25 protein-coding genes and 2 riboswitches are annotated in these 23,816 nt (G+C 48.5%); of the genes, 10 read left to right on the top strand and 15 right to left on the bottom strand.

What is annotated here, in order from left to right; all coding sequences use genetic code 11:
- Positions 1-7: 7 nt before the first annotated feature.
- The 4 genes from thiC to ACO6V5_RS16680 all read right to left on the bottom strand — a co-directional run bounded on the left by thiC (position 8) and on the right by ACO6V5_RS16680 (position 4,064).
- Positions 8-1,735 (bottom strand): phosphomethylpyrimidine synthase ThiC, encoded by a 1,728-nt coding sequence (thiC, locus tag ACO6V5_RS16665; RefSeq protein WP_422136654.1) that lies wholly within the window; start codon positions 1,733-1,735, stop codon positions 8-10.
- 50 nt (positions 1,736-1,785) lie between these two features.
- A riboswitch (TPP riboswitch) is annotated at positions 1,786-1,890 on the bottom strand.
- 65 nt (positions 1,891-1,955) lie between these two features.
- The gene (locus ACO6V5_RS16670; RefSeq protein ID WP_422411806.1) at positions 1,956-2,624 is read right to left on the bottom strand and encodes a phosphohydrolase; all 669 of its coding nucleotides are present in this window, start codon (positions 2,622-2,624) and stop codon (positions 1,956-1,958) included.
- On the bottom strand, positions 2,621-3,451 hold the full coding sequence (locus tag ACO6V5_RS16675; RefSeq protein WP_422136652.1) for a phosphodiesterase: 831 nt from the start codon (positions 3,449-3,451) through the stop codon (positions 2,621-2,623). Before ACO6V5_RS16675 ends, ACO6V5_RS16670 begins: the two co-directional genes overlap by 4 nt.
- A gap of 97 nt (positions 3,452-3,548) precedes the next feature.
- Positions 3,549-4,064: a GNAT family N-acetyltransferase gene (locus tag ACO6V5_RS16680; protein ID WP_422136651.1), complete on the bottom strand. Its 516-nt coding sequence runs from the start codon at positions 4,062-4,064 to the stop codon at positions 3,549-3,551.
- Between the two features lie 250 nt (positions 4,065-4,314).
- Here ACO6V5_RS16680 and ACO6V5_RS16685 point away from each other — a divergent pair, with 250 nt between their 5' ends.
- Entirely contained in the window at positions 4,315-5,661 is a 1,347-nt protein-coding gene (locus tag ACO6V5_RS16685) for a PhoPQ-activated protein PqaA family protein (protein WP_422411804.1), read from the top strand.
- A 95-nt stretch (positions 5,662-5,756) separates the two neighbouring features.
- On the opposite strand, the gene ACO6V5_RS16690 is transcribed toward ACO6V5_RS16685, so the two are convergent.
- A complete protein-coding gene (locus ACO6V5_RS16690) occupies positions 5,757-6,182 on the bottom strand; it encodes a hypothetical protein (RefSeq protein ID WP_422136649.1) in 426 nt (141 codons plus the stop codon).
- 84 nt (positions 6,183-6,266) lie between these two features.
- Here ACO6V5_RS16690 and ACO6V5_RS16695 point away from each other — a divergent pair, with 84 nt between their 5' ends.
- Positions 6,267-6,686 (top strand): hotdog fold thioesterase, encoded by a 420-nt coding sequence (locus ACO6V5_RS16695; RefSeq protein WP_422136648.1) that lies wholly within the window; start codon positions 6,267-6,269, stop codon positions 6,684-6,686.
- Between the two features lie 78 nt (positions 6,687-6,764).
- Here the strand turns inward: ACO6V5_RS16695 and tal are convergent, their stop codons facing one another.
- From tal to ACO6V5_RS16715, 4 genes are all read right to left on the bottom strand, one after another.
- Positions 6,765-7,715, bottom strand: a complete 951-nt coding sequence (gene tal, locus ACO6V5_RS16700; protein ID WP_422411801.1) for a transaldolase — start codon at positions 7,713-7,715, stop codon at positions 6,765-6,767.
- A 221-nt stretch (positions 7,716-7,936) separates the two neighbouring features.
- Positions 7,937-8,500 carry a hypothetical protein gene (locus tag ACO6V5_RS16705; protein ID WP_422139754.1) on the bottom strand — a complete coding sequence of 188 codons (564 nt, stop codon included), beginning with the start codon at positions 8,498-8,500 and terminating at the stop codon, positions 7,937-7,939.
- Positions 8,501-8,622: 122 nt separating this feature from the next.
- The gene (locus tag ACO6V5_RS16710) at positions 8,623-9,066 is read right to left on the bottom strand and encodes a YbaN family protein (protein WP_422136645.1); all 444 of its coding nucleotides are present in this window, start codon (positions 9,064-9,066) and stop codon (positions 8,623-8,625) included.
- Positions 9,059-9,439 carry a hypothetical protein gene (locus ACO6V5_RS16715; protein ID WP_422136644.1) on the bottom strand — a complete coding sequence of 127 codons (381 nt, stop codon included), beginning with the start codon at positions 9,437-9,439 and terminating at the stop codon, positions 9,059-9,061. The genes ACO6V5_RS16710 and ACO6V5_RS16715 overlap by 8 nt, the downstream gene beginning before the upstream one ends.
- Before the next feature lie 172 nt (positions 9,440-9,611).
- Between ACO6V5_RS16715 and ACO6V5_RS16720 the strand changes: the two genes are divergently transcribed.
- The 3 genes from ACO6V5_RS16720 (at position 9,612) to ACO6V5_RS16730 (ending at position 13,551) form a co-directional block, all read left to right on the top strand.
- Positions 9,612-11,267: a hypothetical protein gene (locus tag ACO6V5_RS16720; RefSeq protein ID WP_422139753.1), complete on the top strand. Its 1,656-nt coding sequence runs from the start codon at positions 9,612-9,614 to the stop codon at positions 11,265-11,267.
- Between the two features lie 50 nt (positions 11,268-11,317).
- A complete protein-coding gene (locus tag ACO6V5_RS16725) occupies positions 11,318-11,839 on the top strand; it encodes a hypothetical protein (RefSeq protein ID WP_422411798.1) in 522 nt (173 codons plus the stop codon).
- Between the two features lie 179 nt (positions 11,840-12,018).
- The gene (locus tag ACO6V5_RS16730) at positions 12,019-13,551 is read left to right on the top strand and encodes a PhoPQ-activated pathogenicity-related family protein (RefSeq protein ID WP_422411796.1); all 1,533 of its coding nucleotides are present in this window, start codon (positions 12,019-12,021) and stop codon (positions 13,549-13,551) included.
- Here the strand turns inward: ACO6V5_RS16730 and ACO6V5_RS16735 are convergent.
- The 5 genes from ACO6V5_RS16735 to ACO6V5_RS16755 all read right to left on the bottom strand — a co-directional run bounded on the left by ACO6V5_RS16735 (position 13,536) and on the right by ACO6V5_RS16755 (position 18,467).
- Positions 13,536-14,120 (bottom strand): disulfide bond formation protein B, encoded by a 585-nt coding sequence (locus ACO6V5_RS16735; RefSeq protein ID WP_422411794.1) that lies wholly within the window; start codon positions 14,118-14,120, stop codon positions 13,536-13,538. The two genes, ACO6V5_RS16730 and ACO6V5_RS16735, sit on opposite strands and share 16 nt — an antisense overlap.
- 20 nt (positions 14,121-14,140) lie before the next feature.
- On the bottom strand, positions 14,141-14,416 hold the full coding sequence (locus ACO6V5_RS16740; protein ID WP_422492129.1) for a DUF5993 family protein: 276 nt from the start codon (positions 14,414-14,416) through the stop codon (positions 14,141-14,143).
- Between the two features lie 93 nt (positions 14,417-14,509).
- Positions 14,510-15,520: a tryptophan--tRNA ligase gene (locus ACO6V5_RS16745; protein ID WP_422136639.1), complete on the bottom strand. Its 1,011-nt coding sequence runs from the start codon at positions 15,518-15,520 to the stop codon at positions 14,510-14,512.
- Between the two features lie 181 nt (positions 15,521-15,701).
- The gene (locus ACO6V5_RS16750; protein WP_422442135.1) at positions 15,702-16,625 is read right to left on the bottom strand and encodes a hypothetical protein; all 924 of its coding nucleotides are present in this window, start codon (positions 16,623-16,625) and stop codon (positions 15,702-15,704) included.
- Positions 16,626-17,093: 468 nt separating this feature from the next.
- A complete protein-coding gene (locus tag ACO6V5_RS16755; RefSeq protein WP_422411789.1) occupies positions 17,094-18,467 on the bottom strand; it encodes an MATE family efflux transporter in 1,374 nt (457 codons plus the stop codon).
- 191 nt (positions 18,468-18,658) lie between these two features.
- On the opposite strand from ACO6V5_RS16755, the gene mutM reads away from it, so the two are divergent.
- From mutM to ACO6V5_RS16780, 5 genes are all read left to right on the top strand, one after another.
- Entirely contained in the window at positions 18,659-19,474 is an 816-nt protein-coding gene (gene mutM / locus ACO6V5_RS16760) for a bifunctional DNA-formamidopyrimidine glycosylase/DNA-(apurinic or apyrimidinic site) lyase (RefSeq protein ID WP_422139747.1), read from the top strand.
- Positions 19,475-19,538: 64 nt separating this feature from the next.
- A riboswitch (TPP riboswitch) is annotated at positions 19,539-19,641 on the top strand.
- Positions 19,642-19,721: 80 nt separating this feature from the next.
- Positions 19,722-20,540 carry a bifunctional hydroxymethylpyrimidine kinase/phosphomethylpyrimidine kinase gene (thiD, locus tag ACO6V5_RS16765; RefSeq protein ID WP_422411787.1) on the top strand — a complete coding sequence of 273 codons (819 nt, stop codon included), beginning with the start codon at positions 19,722-19,724 and terminating at the stop codon, positions 20,538-20,540.
- 10 nt (positions 20,541-20,550) lie between these two features.
- Positions 20,551-21,336, top strand: coding sequence for an ABC transporter ATP-binding protein (locus ACO6V5_RS16770; protein WP_422411785.1), 786 nt, complete (start codon positions 20,551-20,553; stop codon positions 21,334-21,336).
- Complete coding sequence (locus tag ACO6V5_RS16775) at positions 21,333-22,085, top strand: ABC transporter permease (RefSeq protein ID WP_422411783.1); 753 nt, start codon at positions 21,333-21,335, stop codon at positions 22,083-22,085. Before ACO6V5_RS16770 ends, ACO6V5_RS16775 begins: the two co-directional genes overlap by 4 nt.
- A gap of 21 nt (positions 22,086-22,106) precedes the next feature.
- On the top strand, positions 22,107-23,063 hold the full coding sequence (locus ACO6V5_RS16780; RefSeq protein WP_422136632.1) for an ABC transporter substrate-binding protein: 957 nt from the start codon (positions 22,107-22,109) through the stop codon (positions 23,061-23,063).
- A gap of 62 nt (positions 23,064-23,125) precedes the next feature.
- Here the strand turns inward: ACO6V5_RS16780 and ACO6V5_RS16785 are convergent, their stop codons facing one another.
- Positions 23,126-23,722 (bottom strand): hypothetical protein, encoded by a 597-nt coding sequence (locus tag ACO6V5_RS16785; protein ID WP_422136631.1) that lies wholly within the window; start codon positions 23,720-23,722, stop codon positions 23,126-23,128.
- Between the last annotated feature and the right edge of the window lie 94 nt (positions 23,723-23,816).

The raw sequence follows: 23,816 nt of genomic DNA on the forward strand, positions 1-23,816 counted from the left end.
TTTATTTTCAGGCAGTTTCTTCCAGTTCACGGACGTCCTGGGTCATGCGCATAGGGCAGAAATCGGGTCCGCACATGGAACAGAACTCAGACTCTTTCGCACCTTCCTGAGGTAATGTCTGATCGTGATAGGCTTTGGCCGTATCAGGGTCCAGAGCCAGGTTAAACTGATCCAGCCAGCGGAATTCGAAGCGCGCCTTGGACAGGGCATTATCCCGAACCTGGGCAGCGGGATGACCTTTGGCCAAATCAGCAGCATGAGCGGCAATTTTATAAGCAATCAGACCGGCTTTTACATCATCTCTGTCAGGCAGGCCCAGATGCTCTTTGGGTGTGACATAACAGAGCATGGCGCAGCCATACCAGCCAATCATGGCAGCACCAATGCCCGAAGTAATATGGTCATAGCCGGGTGCCACATCGGTAGTCAGAGGTCCAAGGGTATAGAAAGGCGCTTCATGACAATGCTCCAGTTGCATCTCCATGTTTTCCTTAATGAGGTGCATGGGTACATGACCCGGTCCTTCTATCATGACCTGAACATCGTATTCCCAGGCAATCTTTGTCAGTTCCCCAAGGGTTTTCAGTTCGCCAAATTGCGCTTCATCGTTGGCATCGGCGATAGAGCCGGGACGCAATCCATCCCCCAGAGACAGGCTGATATCATACGCCTGACAGATCTGACACAGCTCCCGAAAATTGTCGTAGAGGAAATTCTCAGCATCATGCATCTCTGCCCACTGGCCCAGAATACCTCCACCCCGGGAAACAATGCCTGTTACCCTGTTTCTGGTTTTAGCAACATGTTCCCTGAGAACACCGGCATGGATCGTCATGTAATCCACACCCTGCTCTGCCTGTTCAATAATGGTGTCTTTCATGACCTCCCAGCTCAGGTCTTTCACCTTGCCCCTGACCTTTTCCAGAGCCTGATAGATAGGCACAGTACCGATAGGCACAGGCGAGTTCCTGATAATCCATTCACGGGTTTCATGGATGTTCTTGCCTGTGGATAGGTCCATCACCGTATCGCCACCCCAGCGAACCGACCAGAGCATCTTTTCAACTTCTTCTTCAATGGAAGAGGTCACCGCAGAATTGCCAATATTGGCATTGATCTTCACCAGAAAGTTACGCCCGATGATCATGGGCTCGGACTCAGGGTGATTAATGTTGGCCGGGATAATGGCACGCCCTTCAGCGACTTCTTTTCTGACAAACTCCGGGGTGATATGGGAGCCATCAGTGCGCCCCATACTCTCGCGAATCGCAATAAACTCCATTTCCGGAGTAATTATCCCCTTTCTGGCGTAATGCAGCTGGGAGACATTTTGGCCAGCCCTGGCCCTGCGTGGCGTTCTCAGTGCTTTGAAGCGAATATCTTGCAAGCGCAGGTCGAACTGACGGGAGCGGGCAAATTCCGAGGAGCGATCGTCGAGCAGCTCAGTATCCGCTCTCTCTTCAATCCACTGTGAGCGCAAACCAGGCAGGCCCTGATTCAAATCATGAGGAACGCCGGTCTCTGTGTAACTGCCCGAAGTGTCATAAATACGCACCGGTTCATTCTTGCCGCCACCAAAACGTTCGGGGGTATCGTGCAGGCGAACTTCCCTCATACCCACACGAATGTCTTCGCGACTGCCTGTTACATAGGTTTTTTGAGAGTTGGGAAAAGGGCGACAGGCGTCCATTAGCAACTGCCGGTCAAACCCGGACGCATTTTTCTCGCAAGCCATCGTTTCTGTATCCTTCACGTTGAGTTCATGACGGTTTCGATATAGCTTGCCGGATAGGCCATCTTGTTCCCTTCGCAGGTGTTAACCTGAGCAGGTTCTACGGATTCCGAAAAACAGCAATTCGGTCTCAGCCTGTGGCGCTCCGACAAGATTGCCGGAAAGTATAAGTAGATTTCTAAAAGGTTAATAGTATAAAGACACAAAAAAACCAAGGGTTTATTCAGCTGTAGTCGCCTGAAAGCTCCTTACACAGCTGGGTTCTGAAGGTCTGCAAAAAATCACTGTGACGTGCCGCCATTTTACGCCCGGGCTCTGTTTTCATGGTCTTTTGAATCTGTAAAAGCTTGATTTCAAAATGGTCCAGCGAGTATTGACGATCGTTCAGCGCCCTGTTTTTCCCCATGGGATCTTCGGGATCGAACAGTTTCTGGCCCAGCTTGCCGCCCGTATAAAAACAGCGGGCAATACCAATCGCGCCCAAAGCTTCCATCCTGTCGGCATCCTGAACCACTTCAGCTTCCAGTGTTTCAGGAGTGATATTAGCGGAATAACTGTGAGTTTTTACTGCATGACACACGGCAGCCGTCAGCTCTTCTGGAAAGGCCAGAGATTTCAGGCAGACTTGGGTCTTTTCAGCCGCCAGGGTGGAAGCCCTGGAGCGCTCCGGATGGTTTTTTGGCAACACCACAATGTCGTGAAAATAACAGGCAGCAAGAACCACCAGCCGGTTAATGTCAAAACGCCCCTCATCCATCAATTGTTGAGCGGTTTTCCAGACCCGCTGAAAATGGGAAATGTCGTGCGAGGCATCATCGCAGTCCCTGTCTTGCAGGTATTCGACAAAACGTTCTTCCCAGCTTTTCAGCAGTGCAGGTTCATTAAAGTTCATGATTCGGGATCCACAGGCCTTTGGTAACGTTGACAGGTTCTGCTGTTAATAGCCGGAAAATCATGCAAAAAATTGTGAGTGTGGACAACCACTCTGTCCGGGTGAATATCCACCAGATTATAAACCGGAGGCTCTGGCGAAACAGAGTCTGGCCTGGGGTTATCAAAATCAAAAGGTGTCTGGTGTACCAGTGAAGGTGGGCATGAAAAGCTGATCCCCTGCCAACTGCCTGAAACAGAGCGGTGCAAATGCCCCAGGAACAAATGCCTGATCCGTTCCTTATGGGGCTTGATCGCTGACCAGAGTGCTGCTGAGTTGATCAGATTGTCCCTGTCCATACTCGCCAACCCCGTTTCAAAAGGAGGATGGTGCATAAACAGGCAAACCGGTTTGTCTGATGCCTTCAGTTCATCTCTAAGCCATGCCAGTCTTTGCTCACAAAGAATCCCGCTGCGCTTTCTGTCATCCAGAGTATCCAAACAGATCAGGTTGACCCCTTCTGTTTCGAGCTTAAACTGGATAAAACCTTCCTGCTGCCTTGGGTGACTCGAAAAAACATCCAGAAAATTCTGCCTGTGATCATGATTGCCCATCAGGCAGTAAACCGGAAAAGGCAACCTGTCCAACTCTTCTTTCAGGGCTCTATAAGCCTCTTTCTCGCCCCAGTGTGTCAGGTCACCGGTAATAATGCAGGCGCTGGATTCCGGCACTTGCTGCACAAGTGTATCGACACAGTTTTTCAACCTTGCCTGTGGGTCAATGTCGTAATTCAACATGCCCGCCGGAACCAACTGGGGATCAGAAAAGTGTACAAATCGATAGACCATAAAATGCAATCCCGTCATTATTCTCAAGCTAAATGATCGCACGGAAAAGGTATCGCTTTAGAGGAAGTTTGTTTACTTTTTTGATGGTCTATTCAGACTAATGAGAGTGACTGAGAGCTTCTGCCGAACTCAGAGAAAACCGGGCAACCGTTAAATTACACCATCCCTCATAACCGGCCAGACTCATACCCAGTGACTCGATCACATCAAGGGCAAACTCGTTTTGGGGTGAAGCAAAAGAGATGATTTCCTTGAAGCCCAATCTTTTGAACCCCAGATCGGTCACAGCTTCAGCCGCTTCGATGACCAGCCCACGACCGCGATACTCCTGACTGAACCGCCAGCTCATCTCTATGGTATCGCCATAGGCCGAAAATCCACAGTTGCCAATCAGCCTGTTACTCTCTTTTAGAACAACTGCCCAACGAGACCAGCCTTTATGGTCAAGTTCGATCTGAAAACGCCAGAGATCGGTTTCTGCTTCGCTGGCGGGGGAGTGAATACTGTAATGCAGTTCTTGGTGAACTGCTCCAATGATATCGGCATACGGCTTTAAGTCAGCTTCTTGCCAGGTTCGCAGGATCAGTCGGGGTGTTTCGGCAACAATCAGCACATGAGACTCCAGAAACTTCATGACCAGGCAAGATAAGGTTTAGTCGATTTTTTCGCTTTAACCAGAATCTGTACCCAATTAATAAAAAGAGTACTGCTCTCTTCGACCCTGAACCGATAAAAAAAGTTCGCCAGATCGAACGTTTTTTTCCCAGACACGATAGACTGACTGCAAAGTGACTCCCGGCTGTTATTCACTCCAGAACCGCCGATGAAACTTAAAGGAACTTGAGTAACTATGAGGTCTGGCATTGAACCCTATATTTCTGGACTACCTGAATAGAAAAGACGAAAGCTTCAGCTGGCGCTGCCTTGAAACTTCTCATTGCGAAGAGTTTCCGGTCGTCTCCGTTAGCCATTTAGAACTGATTTCCCAGACTTGGCAGGAAGGCTCAGGGTTTGGCATCCTTCAGCCGGAATGGCAACACCGCCTCACACTTTACTGGCCTGAAGGAGGTTCAGAGAGTCCCTGTCTGTTAATGATTAATGGTGGATCAAGGCACGATCCATCCCTTGAACTCACTCCCTCGCATAATGTCGATGGCGCACATTTATGCCAACTCACCAAAGCCCCGGTAGCCGTTCTCAAAGATGTTCCCAACCAGCCTTTGACCTTTCGGGATGGTGTTCCCAGGTCGGAAGATGATCTTGTTGCTTTTTCCTGGCAAGCCTTTCTGGAAGATCCTGAACACAATGGTCTTATGCCCATTCAATGGCCCATGGTGAAAAGTGTTATCCGGGCCATGGATGCATTGTGCGAGTTCAGTGAAGAGATCAGTGAAAAAAAATGCTCCCGAATAAATGACTTCATTATCGCCGGGGCTTCCAAACGGGGCTGGATTTCATGGTTGACGGCAGCCGCTGACCAAAGGGTCATGGCTCTTATTCCAATGGTGATCGATACATTGAACGTACAAGCCTGCATGAATCATCATCTGAATGTTTATGGCGGCTTTGCCAGCGCTATCAGCGATTATGCAGACAGTGATCATGACATTCTGTCAAGCCTGGAATCCAAGGGTATGCAGCAATTGCTCAATGATATTGACCCCTTTGTCTACAGAAGTCAGCTTCATCTGCCTGCATTTATTGTCAACGCCAGTTGCGACGAGTTCTTTCCACCAGACTCTGCCCGTTTCTATTACCCGAAGTTATCCGAATTAACCTGGCTGAGGTATTTACCGAATGCCAGCCATTACCTGGGCCGGGACAGTGACGTAAACACCGATGAGATCATGGCTTCTGTCTTTGGTGCGCTGATCTCGGAGCAGGATATGCCCGCCATGAACTGGCAACTGCTGGATGAAGGTGGTTTGGAAATCAGAACCAGCCTTGAACCTAAATTAGCCCGTGCCTGGGTTTGCCATAACCCTGAGGCCAGAGACTTCCGAAAAGATGTACTGCAACAGGCAGGTATCCGCTATAAAGCAACCCGTATAGAACCTGTCGTCTCAATGCCCTGGACTTATCAGTTTTACCCTGCAACGCCCGAGAATGGGTGGACTGCCTTCTTTATCGAGCTGGTCTTCAACAATGCGCCTTATCCGGATCTGATCCTGACATCAGGCGTTCGGGTGACTCCTGACGTTTATCCTTAGAGCAGCCCTGACTGTTTATCCACTCGACAAAAAAGGATAACCGGACAGCCCATCAGAGATCATATATCGCAATAGCACTGAGCGATATCAGGGGGCTACTCAGACTTTTTCATATCCCGATATTCTTTCAGTTTATCCCGTAGTTCCTTGCGTGACTCTCGATAGGTTTGCATCTGCTGATCGTTGAGTACCGTCGCCAGTCTCTTATTGGTTTCATCCCTGTTTGCCTTGAGAGCCCTGGCTTTTGCAAGCCGGTCCTGATCGGTGGCCTGAATCTTTTTCACATTCTCCCTACTCTCCTTCAGGATGGCCTTTACATTGGGCTTTTGTTCATCCGTGAGATTGAGTTTTTGCTCCAGCTGACTGTATGCTTCTTCCATATTCACGGGCGCTTTGCTCGGAGCCGCTTCTACTTCGACAGAGCAAAACACCAGCAGAATGGAAACCACCGATAGACAGAAGATTATGCTTCCTGGTATCGAATGATTGTCCAGAGAATAAAAAGATGCCCCGGTTTTCATAGCAATTCCTCCAGTGAAATTGACTGCTCATACACCTTGAAGAGCAAAAAAGGTGTGTGATACATAACATGAAAGGTGCCTGCCATGTCGATATGGAAGACCCAAGCTACTCCAGAAAGCCTGAATCAGAGATGTGAAGGCAGTATGTGCAGTCATGTGGGTATCAATATAGTAGAAATAGGCGACGACTTTCTTCGTGGCACCATGCCGGTAGACGAGAGAACCAAACAGCCCCTTGGATTTTTACACGGTGGCGCATCGATGGTTCTGGCTGAGACCCTTGGCAGCATTGCAGCCAACCTCTGCTGCGCAAAAGATCAATACTGTGTCGGCCTTGAGATCAATGCCAATCATCTTAAGTCAGTCACTTCCGGACGGGTGACTGGTACCGCCAGAGCCGTTCACATTGGCAAAAGCACACAGGTCTGGGAAATCAGGATCGAAAATGAACAGGGGCGGCTCACCTGTATTTCGAGAATTACCATGGCCGCAGTCGGCAGATAAAAGTTCTGATGAAAAGCAGATACCGGGCGTTTCTGTATCTGCTTCAGGGTCTGATGTCGTGTTGTTTTGGGAAAAAAATCACAGTCTGGATTCGATCAGGCTCTCCAACTTCACCTGATCTCTGGCAAAATTACGAATGCCTTCGGCGAGTTTTTCTGTGGCCATCGCATCTTCATTCATTGCCCAGCGGAAAGCCTGTTCGTTCAGTACCACTTTTTCATGACTGGATGTGGCACTCTCCGGAGACAGCTTCCGAACAACCGTCGCTTCTGTCTTCTCCAGATCATCCAGCAGACCCGGGCCGATCGTCAGACAATCACAACCCGCCAACTCAATAATCTCAGCTGTGTTACGGAAGCTGGCACCCATGACCACAGTATTGTAGCCATGCTGCTTGTAGTAGTTGTATATGCGGGTCACAGAAACCACACCCGGATCCTCAGCCGCTTCAAAGTCACGACCTTCAGCTTTTTTGTACCAGTCAAGAATACGGCCAACGAATGGAGAAATCAGGAATACACCAGCTTCAGCACAAGCCTGAGCCTGGGCAAAATTGAACAACAGGGTCAAATTGCAACGGATGCCTTCCTGCTCCAGAACCTTCGCAGCTTGAATGCCTTCCCAGGTAGAAGCAATCTTGATGAGCAGACGTTCAGGGTCCGCGCCCTGCTCGCGGTAAAGGGCAACCAGCTCCCGAGCCTTGCCAATGGTGGCATCCTTATCAAATGATAAACGAGCATCGACTTCTGTTGAGACAACACCCGGTACGACCTGCTGGACTTCCTTACCAATCGCTACGGCCAGCCAATCACAGGCATGCCTGACCTGAGCCACTCCATCATCAGTTTTGGATTTGCCATACTCCAGAGCACTATTGAAAAGTGGCTCATAAGCAGGAAGTTCAGCCGCTTTCAGAATGAGGGATGGATTGGTTGTAGCATCTACAGGCTGATATCGACGAATGGCTTCGATATCGCCGGTGTCTGCCACTACTTTCGTCATTCCCTTGAGTTGCTCTAACTGATTCATTGGACTCTCAATCCTCACTTTTTTTTATGGCAATCGATTTCGTCAAAATAGTCAAGAACTACTCAGGGCCGTGTCTGCATTCAAGAAAAGTTCATAACAATAACGATAGGCACTCTAACAAAGCCCAATGGCCAGAGCTGATAACGCAGCCTTTCGGGCTTCCACAACTTCCTCATTGCATCCTGCGAGATGAAATGAATCCGGCACCCGGAATTTATAAATCAATTATTCTGTGAGGTGTTCTGGTGCATCATCTGGTTAACCCTGAGCTCCTGCAGCAACAGTTCAATTTGAAACTGTTCCGCTTCAATCAGAGTTTTATAACGGGCTACCACCGCATTCATCTGATCAGACAAGGTTCCTTTGGTCTTCTGATCAACACTGTTTGCAATAGACTTCGATTGAGTATTGATGTCTTTTTCCTTAACACTGTTTCGGGGCTGGCTTTTATTCTGAGGGGTCTTTTTATTGATTTTGGCCTGCAGCTGTTTCAGCTCGCTCTGCATGCGATCACGGTAGGTCCGAATGCGCTTTTGTCTCAGAGCAATACGATCTTCGATCATCCGGGCGCGGACCTTTTCGTCCATTCCCCGCAGTTTATCCATATCAAATGGCTCAAGGGGTGCCGCCAACCCCTTAAGTTCAATAGGTTTGGCATTGCTATCGCACTTTTCTTCTGTAAAAACCACAGCGCCATTTACCTGACATTTGTAAATTGGCTTCGCGTACCCTGTAACCGGAATCAATAAAATGCCGACGCCCAGCAAAAGTTTTCTCAAATCCATGATGATGCCCTGACTTAATACCTTTTCTTCACTATAGTCAGAGCCTGGAAAATGAATATCAAAACGACCTGCTCCCTTATTCTTGCCCGTGGCATGATTACAAAGATCAGTGTGCTATTGACTCACTGTTTTTGGTATCTGCGCATTAGTACCCACAGATAACTGCTCACCGCCAGTGCAATCAGTCCCAGCAATATTTTCAGAACAACCTGGGGAACCAGCCAGACTGAAATCCCTATGCCCAGCCATAATAATGCCAGAGCCCGATACCCTATTTTGGGTGAGAGTGCCCTGTCATGCAGATATTCTTTCAGGACCGGACCGAACCTTGGGTGCCCCAGCAGCCACTGATTCAATTTTGGTGAAGAGCGAACGCTGAGCCACAATGCCATCAACAGAAACACCGTCGTTGGCATCAGAGGCAACACAGCACCTATAATGCCGAGCACAATGCAAAGTACTGCCAACCCCTGATACAAGAGTCGCAACAATGGATTTCTGACCAGAAGGTTGCCTTTTTCTGTTGCTACCTGATCAGCCAAACGGGGCTCTTTACACTTACTCAAATGTCGCTTCCTGAATACGCTTAACGTACTCCAGCTCTGTGAGTTTTTTCAGAACTTCATAGTAATCCTGCTGATGGGTGTCACCGACGGCCAGATACTCGCCTGAGCGGCACTGTATTTTTCCCGGCGAAACCCGGTAAACAACCAGCGTTGGATCAATCGCCATAACCTGATCAACATACTCGATATTGTCAGGAATACAGAATTCATAGGACACTGCCGTCAAGCTGTCATCTTTACCACGCAGACCCTCCCTGTTGAGTTCATTGAGATCAAACTGGATCTTGGCCATATCCCCCGCTTTCCAACCCAGCGTGGAGCAACCACTCATAAACAGAGCCAGCAGGAGTAAAGCAGGAGTTTTCAATGACATAAGCAAAACCTTTAAAGATTAACTGCTTGACTATAGTAACTCTTTTCTCTGCTTCATGGTGGTTAATCACGAAAAGGATGCACATACGACTAACAACAGAAATAATCCACATTAGAATGATCACACAAAATATATCTATACTGATATCCTCTGCACTCAGCATCGTTAAATTATGCATTCCAATATTCTTGTTCGAGCCGCTCTGGTGATACTGATCCTGACGGCCAACAGCAGTTTTTCAGCCTCTGACTTTGAGATTTCCGAGTTAACCAGAGGGCATCAGCGGACCAGTGACTATCTGGACAGTATTCGTGACAATCGTCCACTACTCGAGACGTTCATGAATCAATTGCCAAAAGGCGGCAATCTCCATCATCGCTTCATGGGGGCCATTGAACCCAAAGAGGTCATTGATATTGCGATAGAACGAGGGTTCTGCATGTATAACAACCAGTACATGGCCCCGTGTGACTGCTGCGCACAGTCCGTGAAGGATTATGTCAGTAATGAAGAAAACCATGCAGCTCTGATCAAGCAACTTATGCTTCCAGACGGTCATGATCCCGACGAGGTTCGCAACTACTTTCTTATGGTTAAAGCCTTGTTCGATGGGATAGATGCCCGTTTCATTTCATATGTACGAAAAAAGGCCGCTGTTGATGGACTTTCCTACATTGAATCAACTGTCTACTTCGATGAAGCAAACGGGCCAGACAAGTTATTTTCTCTTATCACTCATCTTCCCACACCGAACCCTGACAGCACCCAAAGTCTGGAAGACTTTCGTGCCAGACTGAGTTCCCAGTCAGATTTTCAAACCCAGTTAAAGACCGCTGCCGGAAAGATAGCCAACGCCTTGAAAGCTTCTGACGATCATTTGAACTGCTCTCATAGTCACTCTCACCCTGCGTGTTCTGTTAGCGTCCGGTTTCTACACGAAGTACACCGGGCTGATCCCCTGCCCCAGGTTTACGCCCAGATGATCTTTGCCTTTGAACTGGCTCAATTGAGTCTCTCCGGCAACGACCATCAGGTGCTGGGCATCAACATAGCCGGATCTGAAAATAGTGATAGGGCACTGAATGATTACCTCAGTCACATGAAAATGCTGAGTTTTCTGAAAAACCACAAACAATACCCTCTGGTGAAAGAGCGTATCAGTCTTAATGCAGGAGAACTGGCCAAGGCCACGGTTGAAGATTTTTACTATCGAACCACCATGGCAGATGCTGTTCAGATCGTTCAGCCCAAACGTGTAGGTCACGGATTAAGCTTTATGGCACAGAACTGTCTGAAGCAATCTGACTCCGGTAATGAAGAATACGCCAACTGCAGTGCCGAACTGCTCAAAACCATGCTGGATAATGACATTGCTGTTGAAATTCCACTCACCAGTAACCGGCGATTGAGCGGTATCGGGGCCAACAGCGGTCACCCCTTTCCTGTTTATGTCAGCAGTAATATTGCAGTGACGCTGGCTACTGACTATCCGGGTATTCTGAAAGTCGATTTGACCAGTCAGTTTGTAGAGGCCGTCTCCAGTTTCAGTCCTGATCAGACCGGCAACAGTATTCACCTGTCCCTTGACCAGATTATTGATTTTGCACGCAACAGCCTGGAGTACAGTTTTCTGCCCGGTCAGAGCCTTTGGCTGAAGAGTGAAAGCCACGTCAGATATCAAAAAAGGGTTCCGGCCTGCCTGGATCTTGAATCAGAAGCCTGCAAGAAATTTGTTAGTGGTAATACCAAGGCGAGATTCCAGAGAGATCATGAATCAAGGCTGAAAGACTTCATGTTAACAGTACCTGTTTTGAGTAAGAAACCATAATTTAACACCCTTGAGAACTACCAGGAAACTTGCAAAACGAGAGTAACAAAATGGCAAAAGAATTCGCCTCCAGATCTCGGTTCGGCTTACTGACGCAACTGAAATTAATAACGACATTAGTGATCCTGCTGTTCAACGCAAACGCAGTAGCAAAACGTAGCTGGATAGCTTTTGTGACACCTGAAGACGGCGATCACAGACAAATCTACAGCGTTTCTTATGATAGGAATGGTGAAACTCGATGTATGCTTTATCCTCCTATGATTGACGACGGTTTCACCTTCACATGGCAAGAAGGTCAGAATCCATCATCATCACAACCCCTGGCAATCATGAACCTAAACGCCTCACCATTCAGTAAATGCGGTTGGTCGCAATCTTATCAAGACATCATCATACAGGATTCCCACAATCGCGTGGTAAAAGCCCGGTGGTACAAACAGGTAGATAAAGCTCCTTATCTATGGGTACGAGAAGACTTGGGTGATTTAATATCCAGCACTAAGTGGAGAGAGTTTGATGAAGATCATACTGACATCTACCCCGCGATAGTTGTTCAACTCCGTCATTGAAACACTACACGATCCTGTTGTTAACAGTTTTCGTCCCCCCATTCCCTTTGTCGCTAATGCTCGGCGACAAATGGAACGTTTACATTTCTGAAGATATAAACATTATTCAGAAAATAAAATGAGATTCGATCGACCCCCCTTGCGGACGACCAGGAAACTTGCAAAACAAGAGTAACAAAATGGCAAAAGAATTCATCCCCAGATCTCGGTTCGGCTTACTGACATTGCTCTGCTTCTGTCTTCTGATTCTGAGGCATCAGGTTCATGCCAGAGATCACCTGAAAGTCTCTCCCGGAAACTGTACCCCTTCTTACCTGGGTAAGCACTTTCATGACGTGCTGCCCTGCTACCTGAAGCAGAAAGATAAGAATTATCAGTGGAGTGTTTCACCAGCAACTGAAGAGCGCGTTGAGCTGGATGGAAAAGTGCTGAAGGTCAAAGTATACCCTGTCAATATGAAGTCTCTGCGCTGGACTGTTGGCGAGCAGGAAAAAGTCTCTGACCCCGTCTGGGAGCACCGGGTCATGGTTTATGTACCGGAAAAGGTCAGCGCCGACACAGCGCTGCTCAATATCAATGGCGGCACCATCCACTGGCCTGAAGGTCAGCCCGATAACAACAAGAGGTTCACCGATGCCCTGCATTTTTCCCATATAGCTGCCAGAACACGGTCAGTCGTCGTTGACCTGAAAGATATTCCAAACCAGTTCCTGCAATTTGGAGACAAAAAACCACTGAAGGAGGATGCTCTGATTGCCTATACCTGGCAAAAATTCCTCGATAACCCGAAGAAAAACTATAACTGGCCACTCCGACTGCCCATGGTCAAGGCTTCCGTCAGAGCCATGGATACAGTTCAGGCACTGATGAAAGAAAAACATATAAAAATTGACCGTTTTGTATTAGCCGGGGGGTCAAAACGAGGCTGGACAGTCTGGCTGACTGCAGCAATGGACAAAAGGGTCTCCGCCATTATACCCATGGTCATTGATGTGCTTAACCTGCAAGACAGTATGCGCCACCATTTCAATAGCTACCAGGGCTGGGCTCCGGCTATCAAAGACTATTATTCTCTGATGCACACACTCGGTACCCAACCTCTGACTCAGTTAATGGAAGTGATCGACCCCTATTCCTACCTTCCTCAGCTGGCCATGCCAAAATACATCATCAATGCCACGGGCGATGATTTTTTCTTACCCGATTCCAGCCGCTATTACTTTAATGATCTGAAAGGCGAAAAATGGTTGAGATTTCTTCCTGACCTGCGGCATTACATTCTCAGAATGGATCAAACACTGGTCAGTGAAACCATCGAATCCTTTTACGGAGCCACCATTGAAGATCGTCCCATGCCCAGGATCAACTGGGATGTCTCTAAGCAAAACCTGAAAGTGGAAGCCTCAATGCCCCCCAAAGCCATGAAACTCTGGACTGCAGAAAATCCTGAAACCAAAGATTTCCGAACCAGCCCTGACAACCCCACAGTCACCCGGTTTAAATCCGAAACACTCAAATTCCATTGCCATAAAAGCTGTCGGGCCGATGTTGCGTTAAAAGCTCCCGAAAAAGGTTGGAAAGCCAGCTTTGTAGAACTGATCTATCCCAATCCACCTTATCGTGACCTGTCATTTACTACCCGGGTGTTTGTCACTCCGGATGTTTATCCTGAGCACGGCAGCAATGCGTCTCATGGTCAGAGCCATCCATAAAACATATAACGCAGCGGATTGTCCGGGCACTGCTCAAGGCCACACTCAAAGAAGACTGAAACGATATTGGCAACAACCAGAAACACTAGAAACGCAAAGGCCAAATGGGAAAACCTTCGAATTCTTGGGTCTCTCGCTTCTGAAACCTCGTTCCTGTATGCATACAATTCAAATTGTCTGGAGTAGCCTATGACCAGTGCGATGTACACGATTAAAGCAGAGCACAGAATATACAACCAGGTATACATATGCAGCCCCAGGATAGCTTCACCATATCCTTGAGGTGTTGTCAGATGCAGTGCAATTTGCCTAAGAGAAATAAAGCTCGTCAAGACGGCTGCCAGCAGCGACAGACTGTAATGACCAGGTCGAATATGATACCTCATATTGAGCAGAAACCCTGAGGCAATGATTAGTATTCCCTGCCGCTGCAATATACAGAGAGGGCAGGGTAACTCCCCCATCACAAATTGAAACCAGAAAGCGACAACCAGAAGAAGGCAGGTGATTGTCAATTCAAAAACACTGGCAAATTTCACAAAATCATTGATCTCACTGCGAGAGTTCATGACCGATCTCCGACAGGTGTCTATAGATAAATTTCCAGGTGCTCAGAAATATGATGCATAAAAATCAATGCAATCAGAACGAGAGAAATGCTGAACAAAACGATGCCCCATCTTCGATTGAACCAGGCGACAAGCATCGCAAATAATATGAAGATAAAAGACAACAAAGCGTAAGGCATTAACCGTGCTCCCCGGCCCGACGAGACTGTTTCAGCAATGCCGCGCTGCACTGATAAGGCGTTAAAAAGTGACTTCGGGCACCAATCTCGGCAGGCTCCTGAACATGAAAGTTTCATAAGAGCATAGCTTTGTCATTCTTTATTGTCAGATAAGAAGCGTCTGTTGAAAGGACGCTCTTAAGAAAGCAAATGTCTGGCGTGGGAAAAAAATCAGGCAAAAGGACGGATACCCACCTTATTGCGAATATCCTGCAGGAACGGCACTGCTTCAGCACGGGCTTTTTCTGCACCTTTTTGCAACTCAGCTTCAATAAATGCCGGGTCAGCCATCAACGCGTTATAGCGTTCACGAGGCTCCCTGAGTACATTGTTGATGTATTCAAAGAGTTCATTTTTCAGGTCACCCCAGCCAGCACCGGCTTCGTACTGCTGCCGTTTTTCAGCCACCTCCTGTTCCGTCGCAAAGGCTGAAAAGATCTGAAACAGAGTGCAGGTTTGCGGGTCTTTAGGTTCACCGGGCTCCAGAGAGTTGGTTTTGATCTTGCGGATCAGCTTGAGCAGCTTTTTCTCTGGCACAAACAACGGGATGGTGTTGTCGTAGCTCTTGCTCATCTTGCGACCGTCAAGACCATTGAGAACCGCAGTGTTTTCACCCACCACGGCTTCTGGCAGCACAAACCTGGTTTTGTAGTGGTGGTTCATTCGACCGGCAATATCCCTGGCCATTTCCAGATGCTGAACCTGATCACGACCCACTGGAACACGGTTGGCATTGAACATCAGGATATCCGCCGCCATCAGGATCGGGTAATTGAACAACCCCATCAGCACGCCCTTGTCCGGGTCAGACTCGCCCGCTTCCTGATTGCTCTGGGTAGCTGCTTTATAGGCATGAGCACGATTCATCAGACCTTTGGCGGTCATGCAACCGACAATCCAGTTCAGTTCCATAATTTCCGGAATATCAGACTGACGATAAAAAGTGACACGATCGGTATCCAGACCCAAAGCCAGCCATGTCGCGGCAATTTCCAGCCCGGACTGGTGAATACGCTTGGGGTCACGCCCCTTGATCAGGGCATGGTAATCCGCCAGAAAAAGGTAGGACTGAATGTTTTCGTCACGGCTTTCTTCAATCGCAGGACGGATAGCACCCACATAATTGCCCAGATGCGGCGTGCCTGTGGTGGTAATACCGGTTAATACTTTGGTCTTTGTCATGGGGTCACTCATAGGCCTCACGAAGTGGCAATGGGCACTTTACTGGAAACGGGAAGGCGGCATTATAGAAGAGGCAAGGCAGGCATCTCAACCACAGGCGGCACTGCTGTCCGGTTAAACACATTCAAGCTCCATAATCAGGGGCGTCTGAAGCTTGAATATTTTTAACCGGACGAGAAGACTATTCTGATTTCTTGTGACAGCGCTTCCTACTACAAACAGGTTTTTTTGGGCAGCTCAAACCGAAGCAGAGGATATTTTCATAGAAGGTGGAACCTGAAGGGCAAGAATCCCAGGTTGTAAAAATAGAGCAACGAAAAGGATTGCAGCCATCACCATTACATAAATGGCAAGCAGGAGAAAACTGTTCAACAGTGCATGTACATCTGGGGCAGTCACCATGGAACGATGGGCTCTCGCATTTGGAGCAAAAATCGTCTTCATCGTTAGCTGCATAGCTAACTTCATTGCTACCCTCATTGCTACCTTCATCACTCTCGCTCTGGTCGTTCAAAGCTGGTCGGAAGAAGGGCGAGAAATACAAGGCACCAACAAACAACCCACATGAGTTCTCACCATTATCCGATAGCGTTTCATATCCAAATTCAAATCCTTTGCCAACGGTAGACTGCACACAGATGTCCAGGTGACCTGCGTTCTGATTTCTGTTTTTGAATACGTAATAGCTCCTGGATACGTAATAATAACCATTGTCGTTTTTTTCAATATGGGCAAATGAAGTAAGCCAGGTGGCAAGCTGCTCATAGTTTGCATCGAGCCAATCGAAGTTAGCGGTGTACTGTGTGTCCTGGACGACAACACCAAGTAGTCGCGGGTATGCACAGACAAACGAATCAGGTTCAGTTCCGGGGATGACCTTACCAATCAAATCGCCAGCATCGGCTCGAGTGTCGGAAGGCATGCACATCAGGACATCGGGATGAGCAGCCTCAAAGATATCTGTCGTTAATTCGCCAGCACCTTTCATCATGCCAGAGCTGAAATCAGCTTGCGTGTTCCCGGGACAGGTATCGGCACGAACATTGAGGGTAATTGTGGACAATAAAAGCAGCGTGAAAAAAAGCCTATGCATGAGGGGTTTCATAAATAACTCTTTTTTCATTGTTCAGTGAAACGGATGCAGGGAAAGAGTAAAAAACGTCAAGCGACTTTTTTATAGAATCAAAGTACAAGTGAACAACAAAAGTCACTTTAACCATGCACTGAAAGTCTGGGGAGTAAGAGCCTTGCTCTCGTGTTTTCGATTGGATCAGAATTCGTCAGCTTGATTCTGAGCAGCCAAGACTACGCATGCACCGACTGATAATAGCAAACCCCTGATAAGTCTGCCCAAATAGAGACATTCTCATGATGTGTCGTACTTATTCTTATTGGTTTTATCTCATCCGGCATCACACTGCCAACCCTGACAGAACAGGTGTGCACTGATTGGTAAAATTGAGACATTGTCCATATAGCTCTCAAGGCACCGGATACTGACAAGAGCCGACATTCGTCGGCCCTTTCTGACACTCAGATTGCACATTTTTCAATCAATATTCATGGCAAACGATTACGTCACAATGGCTCTCTTGCTCAGCGATCTGAAACGCAGCAGCAGGAATACAGCAGAAAGCGTCAGTGCCAGCACTAATCCGATCCAGAGACCATGGGGACCCATAGGTTCATCGGCGATAAAATCCGTCAGTCCCAGCGTATAACCCAGTGGCAGAGCTATACCCCAGCAGGCAATCAGAATAATGATCATAGGTACCCGGGTGTCTTTGTAACCCCTTAATGCACCATTGGAAGCGACCTGAATACCATCGGCGTACTGGAACAGTGCAGCAAAGATCAACAGCTGGGCAGCCAAAGCTTTAACCGCAGTATTCCGGGTATAAAGCGATGTCAGAGCATCGGCAAACGCCCACATAACAGCAGCAATCAGGGTGGCTGTCAGCAGGGTCGCTACGATACCCGAATACCCCGAGAACCTCGCGGCCTGAGGATCACCAGCCCCAAGAGCCTGACCGACCCGTATGGTGATTCCCATGGATAGACTCAACGGCACCATAAAGGCCATGCTGGCGAGATTCAATGCAATCTGGTGACCCGCGACGGTCACTGCGCCCAGTTTGCCGATAACCAGAGCGACCGCCGAAAAGATACTGGCTTCAAAAAAGATGGCCAGACCGATGGGAACGCCGAGTTTCAGGTGAGCAGCTATTCGCCCCATGTCGGGCGATTCAAAACGGTCGAACAGATTCACTTCTGTATGCTTTTGATTGAACCGGGTGTAGCAGAACATCAACAGGCACATCACCCAGAAACAGATGGCTGTTGCATAGCCACAACCTACGCTACCCATTTCCGGAAAGCCGAACTTGCCATAAATCAACACATAATTAAGCGGAATATTGATCAGCAAACCGACAAAGCTGATAAGCATGGCCGGCTTGGTAATGGAGCGCCCTTCGCAATAGCTGACCATGGTTTGATATAAACAGATCCCGGGCACACCCCAGGCCAATGCATCCAGATAAGCATCCGTCCTGGCAGCCATTTCGGCATTGACTTCCAGAACATTGAGCAATGGCATGGCATTGATCATCAACACCATACCGACCACACTTAACACCAGAGACAGCCACATGGCCTGACGAACCGGTGAAGCAATCTGGTCAATTTTTAGGGCACCAAACAGATGGGCGACAGTCGGTGTTGTCGCCATCAGGATACCTCTGATTAACAGATAAATCGGAACCCAGATACTGGAGCCAATAGCCACCGCTGCCAGATCTTCTGCAGAGTATTGACCCGCCATACTGGTATCCACAAAGCCCATACCGGTAGTTGCCAGCTGTGCACCCAGAATCGGGGCAGATAAATAAATAAGCTCTTTAAGTTCCTTGGAATATCGTTGGTATAACGTTGGGCTGGCTGTCATTTTTACTCACTGTTCTGATGTGCTTTTACCAATACTGAATCGGGGTAAAAGTTAAACCATCTTACCAGTCACATAACAACATTTGATATGGCTAATTTGCCGTGACTTTTTGGGGCCCTGCGCGGGATTTTTACCTATTTCCTTTAGCCGGTTACATCGCCTTTTGATGACATATTTGCTACTGTCGGCGGATGCCTGAATTACCTGAAGTTGAAACGACCCGAAGAGGTATTGCACCTCATATTATTGGTCACACCGTATCGGATGTTATTGTTCGCAATCCACAACTGCGCTGGCCGGTTCCGGAACATTTGCAACAGCATTTGTCCGGGCAGGTTATCCGTGCAGTCACCCGACGGGCGAAGTATCTCCTGATCAAAACCGACGCCGGAACCTTATTGGTTCACCTGGGGATGTCCGGAAGCCTGCGCATACTGAAAGAACCGCAGGAAGCCCGAAAGCATGATCATGTCGATCTGGTTTTCAGTCACGGGATAAGGCTGAGATACACCGACCCAAGAAGGTTCGGAGCGGTTCTGTGGATCGACGACGATGTTATGAAACATGACTTGTTAAGCAAACTCGGCCCGGAGCCACTCGGTGATGAATTTACAGCCCAGAGGCTTTATCTCAAATCCAGGGGGAAAAAACAGCCGGTAAAAACGTTCATCATGGACAGCCATGTTGTTGTTGGGGTCGGGAATATTTACGCCAATGAAGCCCTGTTCAAAGCAGGCATCCGGCCTGACAGGCCCTGCGGAAAAATTTCCAAAGCCCGTTACGAGCGACTAACCGAAAGCATCAAAGAGATTCTGGAAAAAGCCGTTAAACAGGGTGGCACAACACTGAGGGATTTTGTCGGAGGCGACGGCAAGCCAGGTTACTTCAAGCAGGAACTGGCTGTCTATGGACGCAAGGGTGAAGCCTGCGTGCACTGTTCAACACCTATAGTAGAGATCCGGCTGGGTAATCGCAGTACCTGTTACTGTAAAAAATGCCAGCGTTAATCTGAACCGGGATTTAACCGACCTTTTGAGGATTAGACATAGTTACAGAAACAAAATAGACTCGCACCGTTGGTTGGGGTGTTCGGAATGAATGTTTTCCGGACTGAGAGAGACCCATTGAACCTGAACCGGATTATACTGGCGTAGGAAACCGACGATTGAACGGGCTCGCTATCCCCGACAGGATTTCCCCGGCACCGTTCTTCAGATACCTTTTCTACGTCAGTTCGAAGAAGTAAACCGAACGATGACTAATGAAACACCAATTGCCCTTACCATTGCCGGATCGGACAGTGGTGGTGGCGCCGGTATACAGGCAGACCTGAAAGCCTTTTCAGCATTGGGTGCCTACGGCTGCAGTGTTATTACCGCTCTGACCGCCCAGAATACTCAGGGCGTGCAGGGTATTTTTGACGTTGAGCCTACCTTTATCCGCCAACAACTGGATTCAGTCTTTTCCGACCTTTCTATCAAGGCCGTAAAAGTGGGCATGTTGAGCCAACCAGACGTTATCACAACGGTAGCGGATAGTCTGGCTCACTACCGCCCGGCCTATCTTGTGCTTGACCCTGTGATGGTGGCTACCAGTGGTGACGTTCTGCTGCACCAGAGTGCTATTGAGACTCTCAGGCAATCACTGATTCCCAAAGCCAGTCTGATCACCCCTAATCTGCATGAAGCTGCGGTGCTTCTTGACTGCCCGGTGCCCAGAAATCCGGACCAGATGATCGATATGATTGAGCCTCTGCTGGCGCTTGGCTCCCGGGCAGTTCTTCTTAAAGGTGGTCACCTGAGTGCTAGTAATAGTGATGATAAAGCCACTGATTTTTATCACGACGGGAGCTCTTTGCACCGACTGGAATCCGACTGGATACAAACCGGTAACACCCACGGCACAGGCTGCACACTCTCCTCAGCGATCACCGCATTGCTGGCTCGTGGCTACTCCATGAGTGAAGCCATTCCGGAGGCCAAAAAGTACATTGCCCAGGCCATTGCCCATGCCGATCAGCTGAACATCGGTCAGGGTAGCGGACCTGTTCACCACTTTTACAACATCTGGTGATCCGGTCTGAATGTTTGATGTTTTAGTAAAAAATGCTGCTCTGGCTTATGGTGAAAAGGTTATTTTTAATGGTCTTGACCTGACTCTCGCAGGAGGCGAGTGGACCTGTCTGCTCGGTGGCAGCGGGGTTGGCAAGACCAGCCTGTTGCGGTTGATTGCCGGTTTATCCACAGGCCAGCCCTCTACCCCCCAAAAAAATGTCTTAACCACAGCCGGCACTGTGCTCTGCCAGGATGGCTTTTCCCTTGAAGGTCGCATTGCCTGGATGGCCCAGCAGGATCTGCTGCTGCCCTGGTTCTCAGTCATTGACAATATTACGCTGGGTGAACGGCTCAGAGGCTCTTTCTTTAGACGAACAAAAGTCCCTGCCGAAGAAATGGCAAGAGCCAGTCATATTCTCGAGCAGGTTGGCCTTGTGGATAAGTCTGACGAATTACCCCAGAACCTTTCCGGTGGACAGCGACAGCGCGTTGCCCTGGCCAGAACCCTGATGGAAAATCGCCCCCTGGTATTAATGGACGAGCCCTTCGGCGCCCTGGACGCCATCACCCGACTGAATCTTCAGGACCTTGCCTGTGAGCTACTGGCTCATCGAACGGTACTGTTGATCACCCATGACCCTCTGGAAGCCCTGAGGCTGGGCCATCGTATTTATCACCTTCAGGGACACCCCGCAAAATTAACCGAAGCCATTATGCCACCCGGTACCCCACCCAGATCATTGGCAAACAGAACCTTGCTGAGCCTGCAGGGTGAACTGCTGGAACGACTGAGACATGAGGAAGAGCATAAATGAAATTCTGGATGCCGCTGCTCAAGCCTTTTCTGGTAGTTCTCGGCCTGTTAGTCATTTGGGAAGCCATTGTCTTACTGTTTTCTATGCCGAACTATATATTACCGGGTCCGCTGGCAGTGCTGAGCAGTATGTACGACAATGCCTCTTTGCTGTGGGAACACACACTCGTCACCCTGACAGAGATGCTGCTGGGTCTGGTTCTGGGGGTTCTGTCGGGCATCCTGCTGGCTATGATTCTGGTTTATTTCGTAACACTTCGACCATGGCTTCTACCACTGCTGCTCATTACCCAGGCGGTTCCGGTCTTTGCACTGGCTCCCATACTGATGCTCTGGTTTGGCTACGGCCTGGCTTCCAAAGTAGTCATGACCATTCTGGTGATTTTCTTCCCGGTAGCCACCTGCTGCTATGACGGCTTGCGCCACACTCATCAGGGCTGGCTGGACATGGCAAAGACCATGGGCGGGAACCGTTTTTCCACACTGCGTCATATCCGCTGGCCGGCAGCCCTTCCTGCCCTCGCCTCCGGCTTGAGGGTTGCGGTTGTCGTGGCTCCCATAGGAGCTGTAGTCGGTGAATGGGTTGGCTCCAGCGCCGGGTTGGGCTACCTCATGTTGCAAGCCAATGCGCGCCTGTGGGTAGACCAGATGTTCGCAGCGCTGACGGTACTGGCTATCTGCTCTGTCGGTCTTTACTTCATGACCGATCTGGCTCTGAAAAAACTTATCCCCTGGCAACCTGCCACCTGACTCTGCTGAGGACTCATAATTTTGCTCGCACAAAAACTATTCAGAAAAGTGTCTGTTCTGCTGTCGCTTCTGTTGGCCAGCTCACTTTCATTTGCCCAACCTGTTAAAGAGCTGAACCTGATGCTGGAGTGGTTCGTCAATCCAGATCATGGGCCTATCGTGATTGCCCGGCAAAACGGCTACTTCAGGGATCAGGGGTTGAAAGTAAATATACAGGAGCCTGCTGATCCTAACCTGCCTCCCAAGCTGGTTGCCGCCGGTGATGTTGACCTCGCCGTCTATTATCAACCCAGCCTGACTCGCGGCGTCGCCAACGGCCTGCCTCTGGCCTGGGCGGGCACCCTGGTTGCGACACCTCTGGATGGACTGATTGTTCTGGAAGATGGGCCGATCCAATCCCTGAAAGACATGAAAGGGAAAACCATTGGCCTGAATATTGGCGGCAATGAGAACGCTTTTCTGGATACGCTGTTCAAACCTTACGGGTTTTCTTCAAAAGACATCAAGATGGTGAATGTTGGCTGGAACCTCTCTTCTTCCCTGATGTCAGGCCGTGTTGATGCAATTATGGGTGCTTACCGGAACTTTGAGCTGAACCAGCTGGCCATCGAAGGTCGACAGGGCAAGATGTTCTATTACGAAGAAAATGGTATCCCTCCCTACGACGAGCTGATTTTTATTGCCAACAGCAAGAAGCATGACAAGCAGGTGATCAGGAAATTCCTGCGAGCCATCGAACTGGGCACCCAGTTTATTGTCAACAATCCGCAAGCCTCCTGGGAAATTTTCAGGGATTACAGTCCCAAAAAGCTGGATAACGAGCTTAACCAACGGGCATGGTTTGATACGGTGTCACGCTTTGCTCTCAGACCCTCGGCCAGAGACACAGGGCGCTATGACCGTTTTGCCCGATTTCTCGAGGCCCATGGCGATCTGAAAAACATTCCAGAAGCTAAAGACTACATGCTGAATCTCTGATGAGCAGAGGGCAAAGCAGCTTCAGGTCAGCTGCCCTGCCTGACAGGCATCAGATAAAACAATCAAAATTCATCGTAATACCGTAATTTCCCTATCTGTTCCGGTGACTGCACCGGAACTTTAACGGCGTTGAATCTGTCGAATGCATTATTTTCTGGATTGAATACTTCATAGACAAATTCGTTACCATCAACTTTAATAACTTTGGTAATATCCAAACCACCTTTCGGGTTAATAATATTGGCTTTCGATTTAAAGTCATTTAGATCAACGTCTTTATATTTAAAATCGAATTCCAATCTTTCCCAGGTGTCTTTGGGGGAAATATGTCTAAGATCGAAGATCAACCTTTCCCCCGTGTCTTCAGGGGAAAACCATACACCAGAATAAGCTATTAATTTAAGATTCTGTTCCGGGATTTCTATAACCGTATCATATCTACCGTACAATATATCCTCACTGTAGTGTTCACCATACCCTGTAATAATGAACTTTACCGGACCTTTATAGCGCTGAGGTGGGTGGTAAGTAATATATTCGTTAAAAGGTAAATCATCTTCAGAAAGCCAAGTACCTATTATCTCGTTTTCCACTTCATCGGCGTGTAAATAAGTAAAAGACAGAAGTAGTATTATGCAAGCTGCATAGTTAATTTTCATTATCAGGTTTCTCCTATCCAAAAACATATAGACCAACGGAATATGGATTAAGTTCCAGAGATGCCTGAAAAACATTCCATCCACCAGAAACTGC

The organism is Endozoicomonas sp. ALD068 (assembly GCF_049310145.1).
GTDB lineage: Bacteria > Pseudomonadota > Gammaproteobacteria > Pseudomonadales > Endozoicomonadaceae > Endozoicomonas_A.

What these genes read in the sequence shown, in the direction of transcription:
- ACO6V5_RS16705 (WP_422139754.1), bottom strand. Translation starts at nt 8,500, where the DNA reads ATGGATTTGAGAAAACTTTTGCTGGGCGTCGGCATTTTATTGATTCCG.
- ACO6V5_RS16695 (WP_422136648.1), top strand. Translation starts at nt 6,267, where the DNA reads ATGTCGATATGGAAGACCCAAGCTACTCCAGAAAGCCTGAATCAGAGA.
- ACO6V5_RS16730 (WP_422411796.1), top strand. Translation starts at nt 12,019, where the DNA reads ATGGCAAAAGAATTCATCCCCAGATCTCGGTTCGGCTTACTGACATTG.
- ACO6V5_RS16770 (WP_422411785.1), top strand. Translation starts at nt 20,551, where the DNA reads ATGTTTGATGTTTTAGTAAAAAATGCTGCTCTGGCTTATGGTGAAAAG.
- ACO6V5_RS16740 (WP_422492129.1), bottom strand. Translation starts at nt 14,416, where the DNA reads ATGAAACTTTCATGTTCAGGAGCCTGCCGAGATTGGTGCCCGAAGTCA.
- ACO6V5_RS16715 (WP_422136644.1), bottom strand. Translation starts at nt 9,439, where the DNA reads ATGTCATTGAAAACTCCTGCTTTACTCCTGCTGGCTCTGTTTATGAGT.
- ACO6V5_RS16675 (WP_422136652.1), bottom strand. Translation starts at nt 3,451, where the DNA reads ATGGTCTATCGATTTGTACACTTTTCTGATCCCCAGTTGGTTCCGGCG.
- ACO6V5_RS16690 (WP_422136649.1), bottom strand. Translation starts at nt 6,182, where the DNA reads ATGAAAACCGGGGCATCTTTTTATTCTCTGGACAATCATTCGATACCA.
- ACO6V5_RS16670 (WP_422411806.1), bottom strand. Translation starts at nt 2,624, where the DNA reads ATGAACTTTAATGAACCTGCACTGCTGAAAAGCTGGGAAGAACGTTTT.
- ACO6V5_RS16745 (WP_422136639.1), bottom strand. Translation starts at nt 15,520, where the DNA reads ATGACAAAGACCAAAGTATTAACCGGTATTACCACCACAGGCACGCCG.
- ACO6V5_RS16755 (WP_422411789.1), bottom strand. Translation starts at nt 18,467, where the DNA reads ATGACAGCCAGCCCAACGTTATACCAACGATATTCCAAGGAACTTAAA.
- ACO6V5_RS16750 (WP_422442135.1), bottom strand. Translation starts at nt 16,625, where the DNA reads ATGAAACCCCTCATGCATAGGCTTTTTTTCACGCTGCTTTTATTGTCC.
- ACO6V5_RS16725 (WP_422411798.1), top strand. Translation starts at nt 11,318, where the DNA reads ATGGCAAAAGAATTCGCCTCCAGATCTCGGTTCGGCTTACTGACGCAA.
- tal (WP_422411801.1), bottom strand. Translation starts at nt 7,715, where the DNA reads ATGAATCAGTTAGAGCAACTCAAGGGAATGACGAAAGTAGTGGCAGAC.
- thiC (WP_422136654.1), bottom strand. Translation starts at nt 1,735, where the DNA reads ATGGCTTGCGAGAAAAATGCGTCCGGGTTTGACCGGCAGTTGCTAATG.
- ACO6V5_RS16785 (WP_422136631.1), bottom strand. Translation starts at nt 23,722, where the DNA reads ATGAAAATTAACTATGCAGCTTGCATAATACTACTTCTGTCTTTTACT.
- ACO6V5_RS16720 (WP_422139753.1), top strand. Translation starts at nt 9,612, where the DNA reads ATGCATTCCAATATTCTTGTTCGAGCCGCTCTGGTGATACTGATCCTG.
- mutM (WP_422139747.1), top strand. Translation starts at nt 18,659, where the DNA reads ATGCCTGAATTACCTGAAGTTGAAACGACCCGAAGAGGTATTGCACCT.
- ACO6V5_RS16735 (WP_422411794.1), bottom strand. Translation starts at nt 14,120, where the DNA reads ATGAACTCTCGCAGTGAGATCAATGATTTTGTGAAATTTGCCAGTGTT.
- ACO6V5_RS16775 (WP_422411783.1), top strand. Translation starts at nt 21,333, where the DNA reads ATGAAATTCTGGATGCCGCTGCTCAAGCCTTTTCTGGTAGTTCTCGGC.
- thiD (WP_422411787.1), top strand. Translation starts at nt 19,722, where the DNA reads ATGACTAATGAAACACCAATTGCCCTTACCATTGCCGGATCGGACAGT.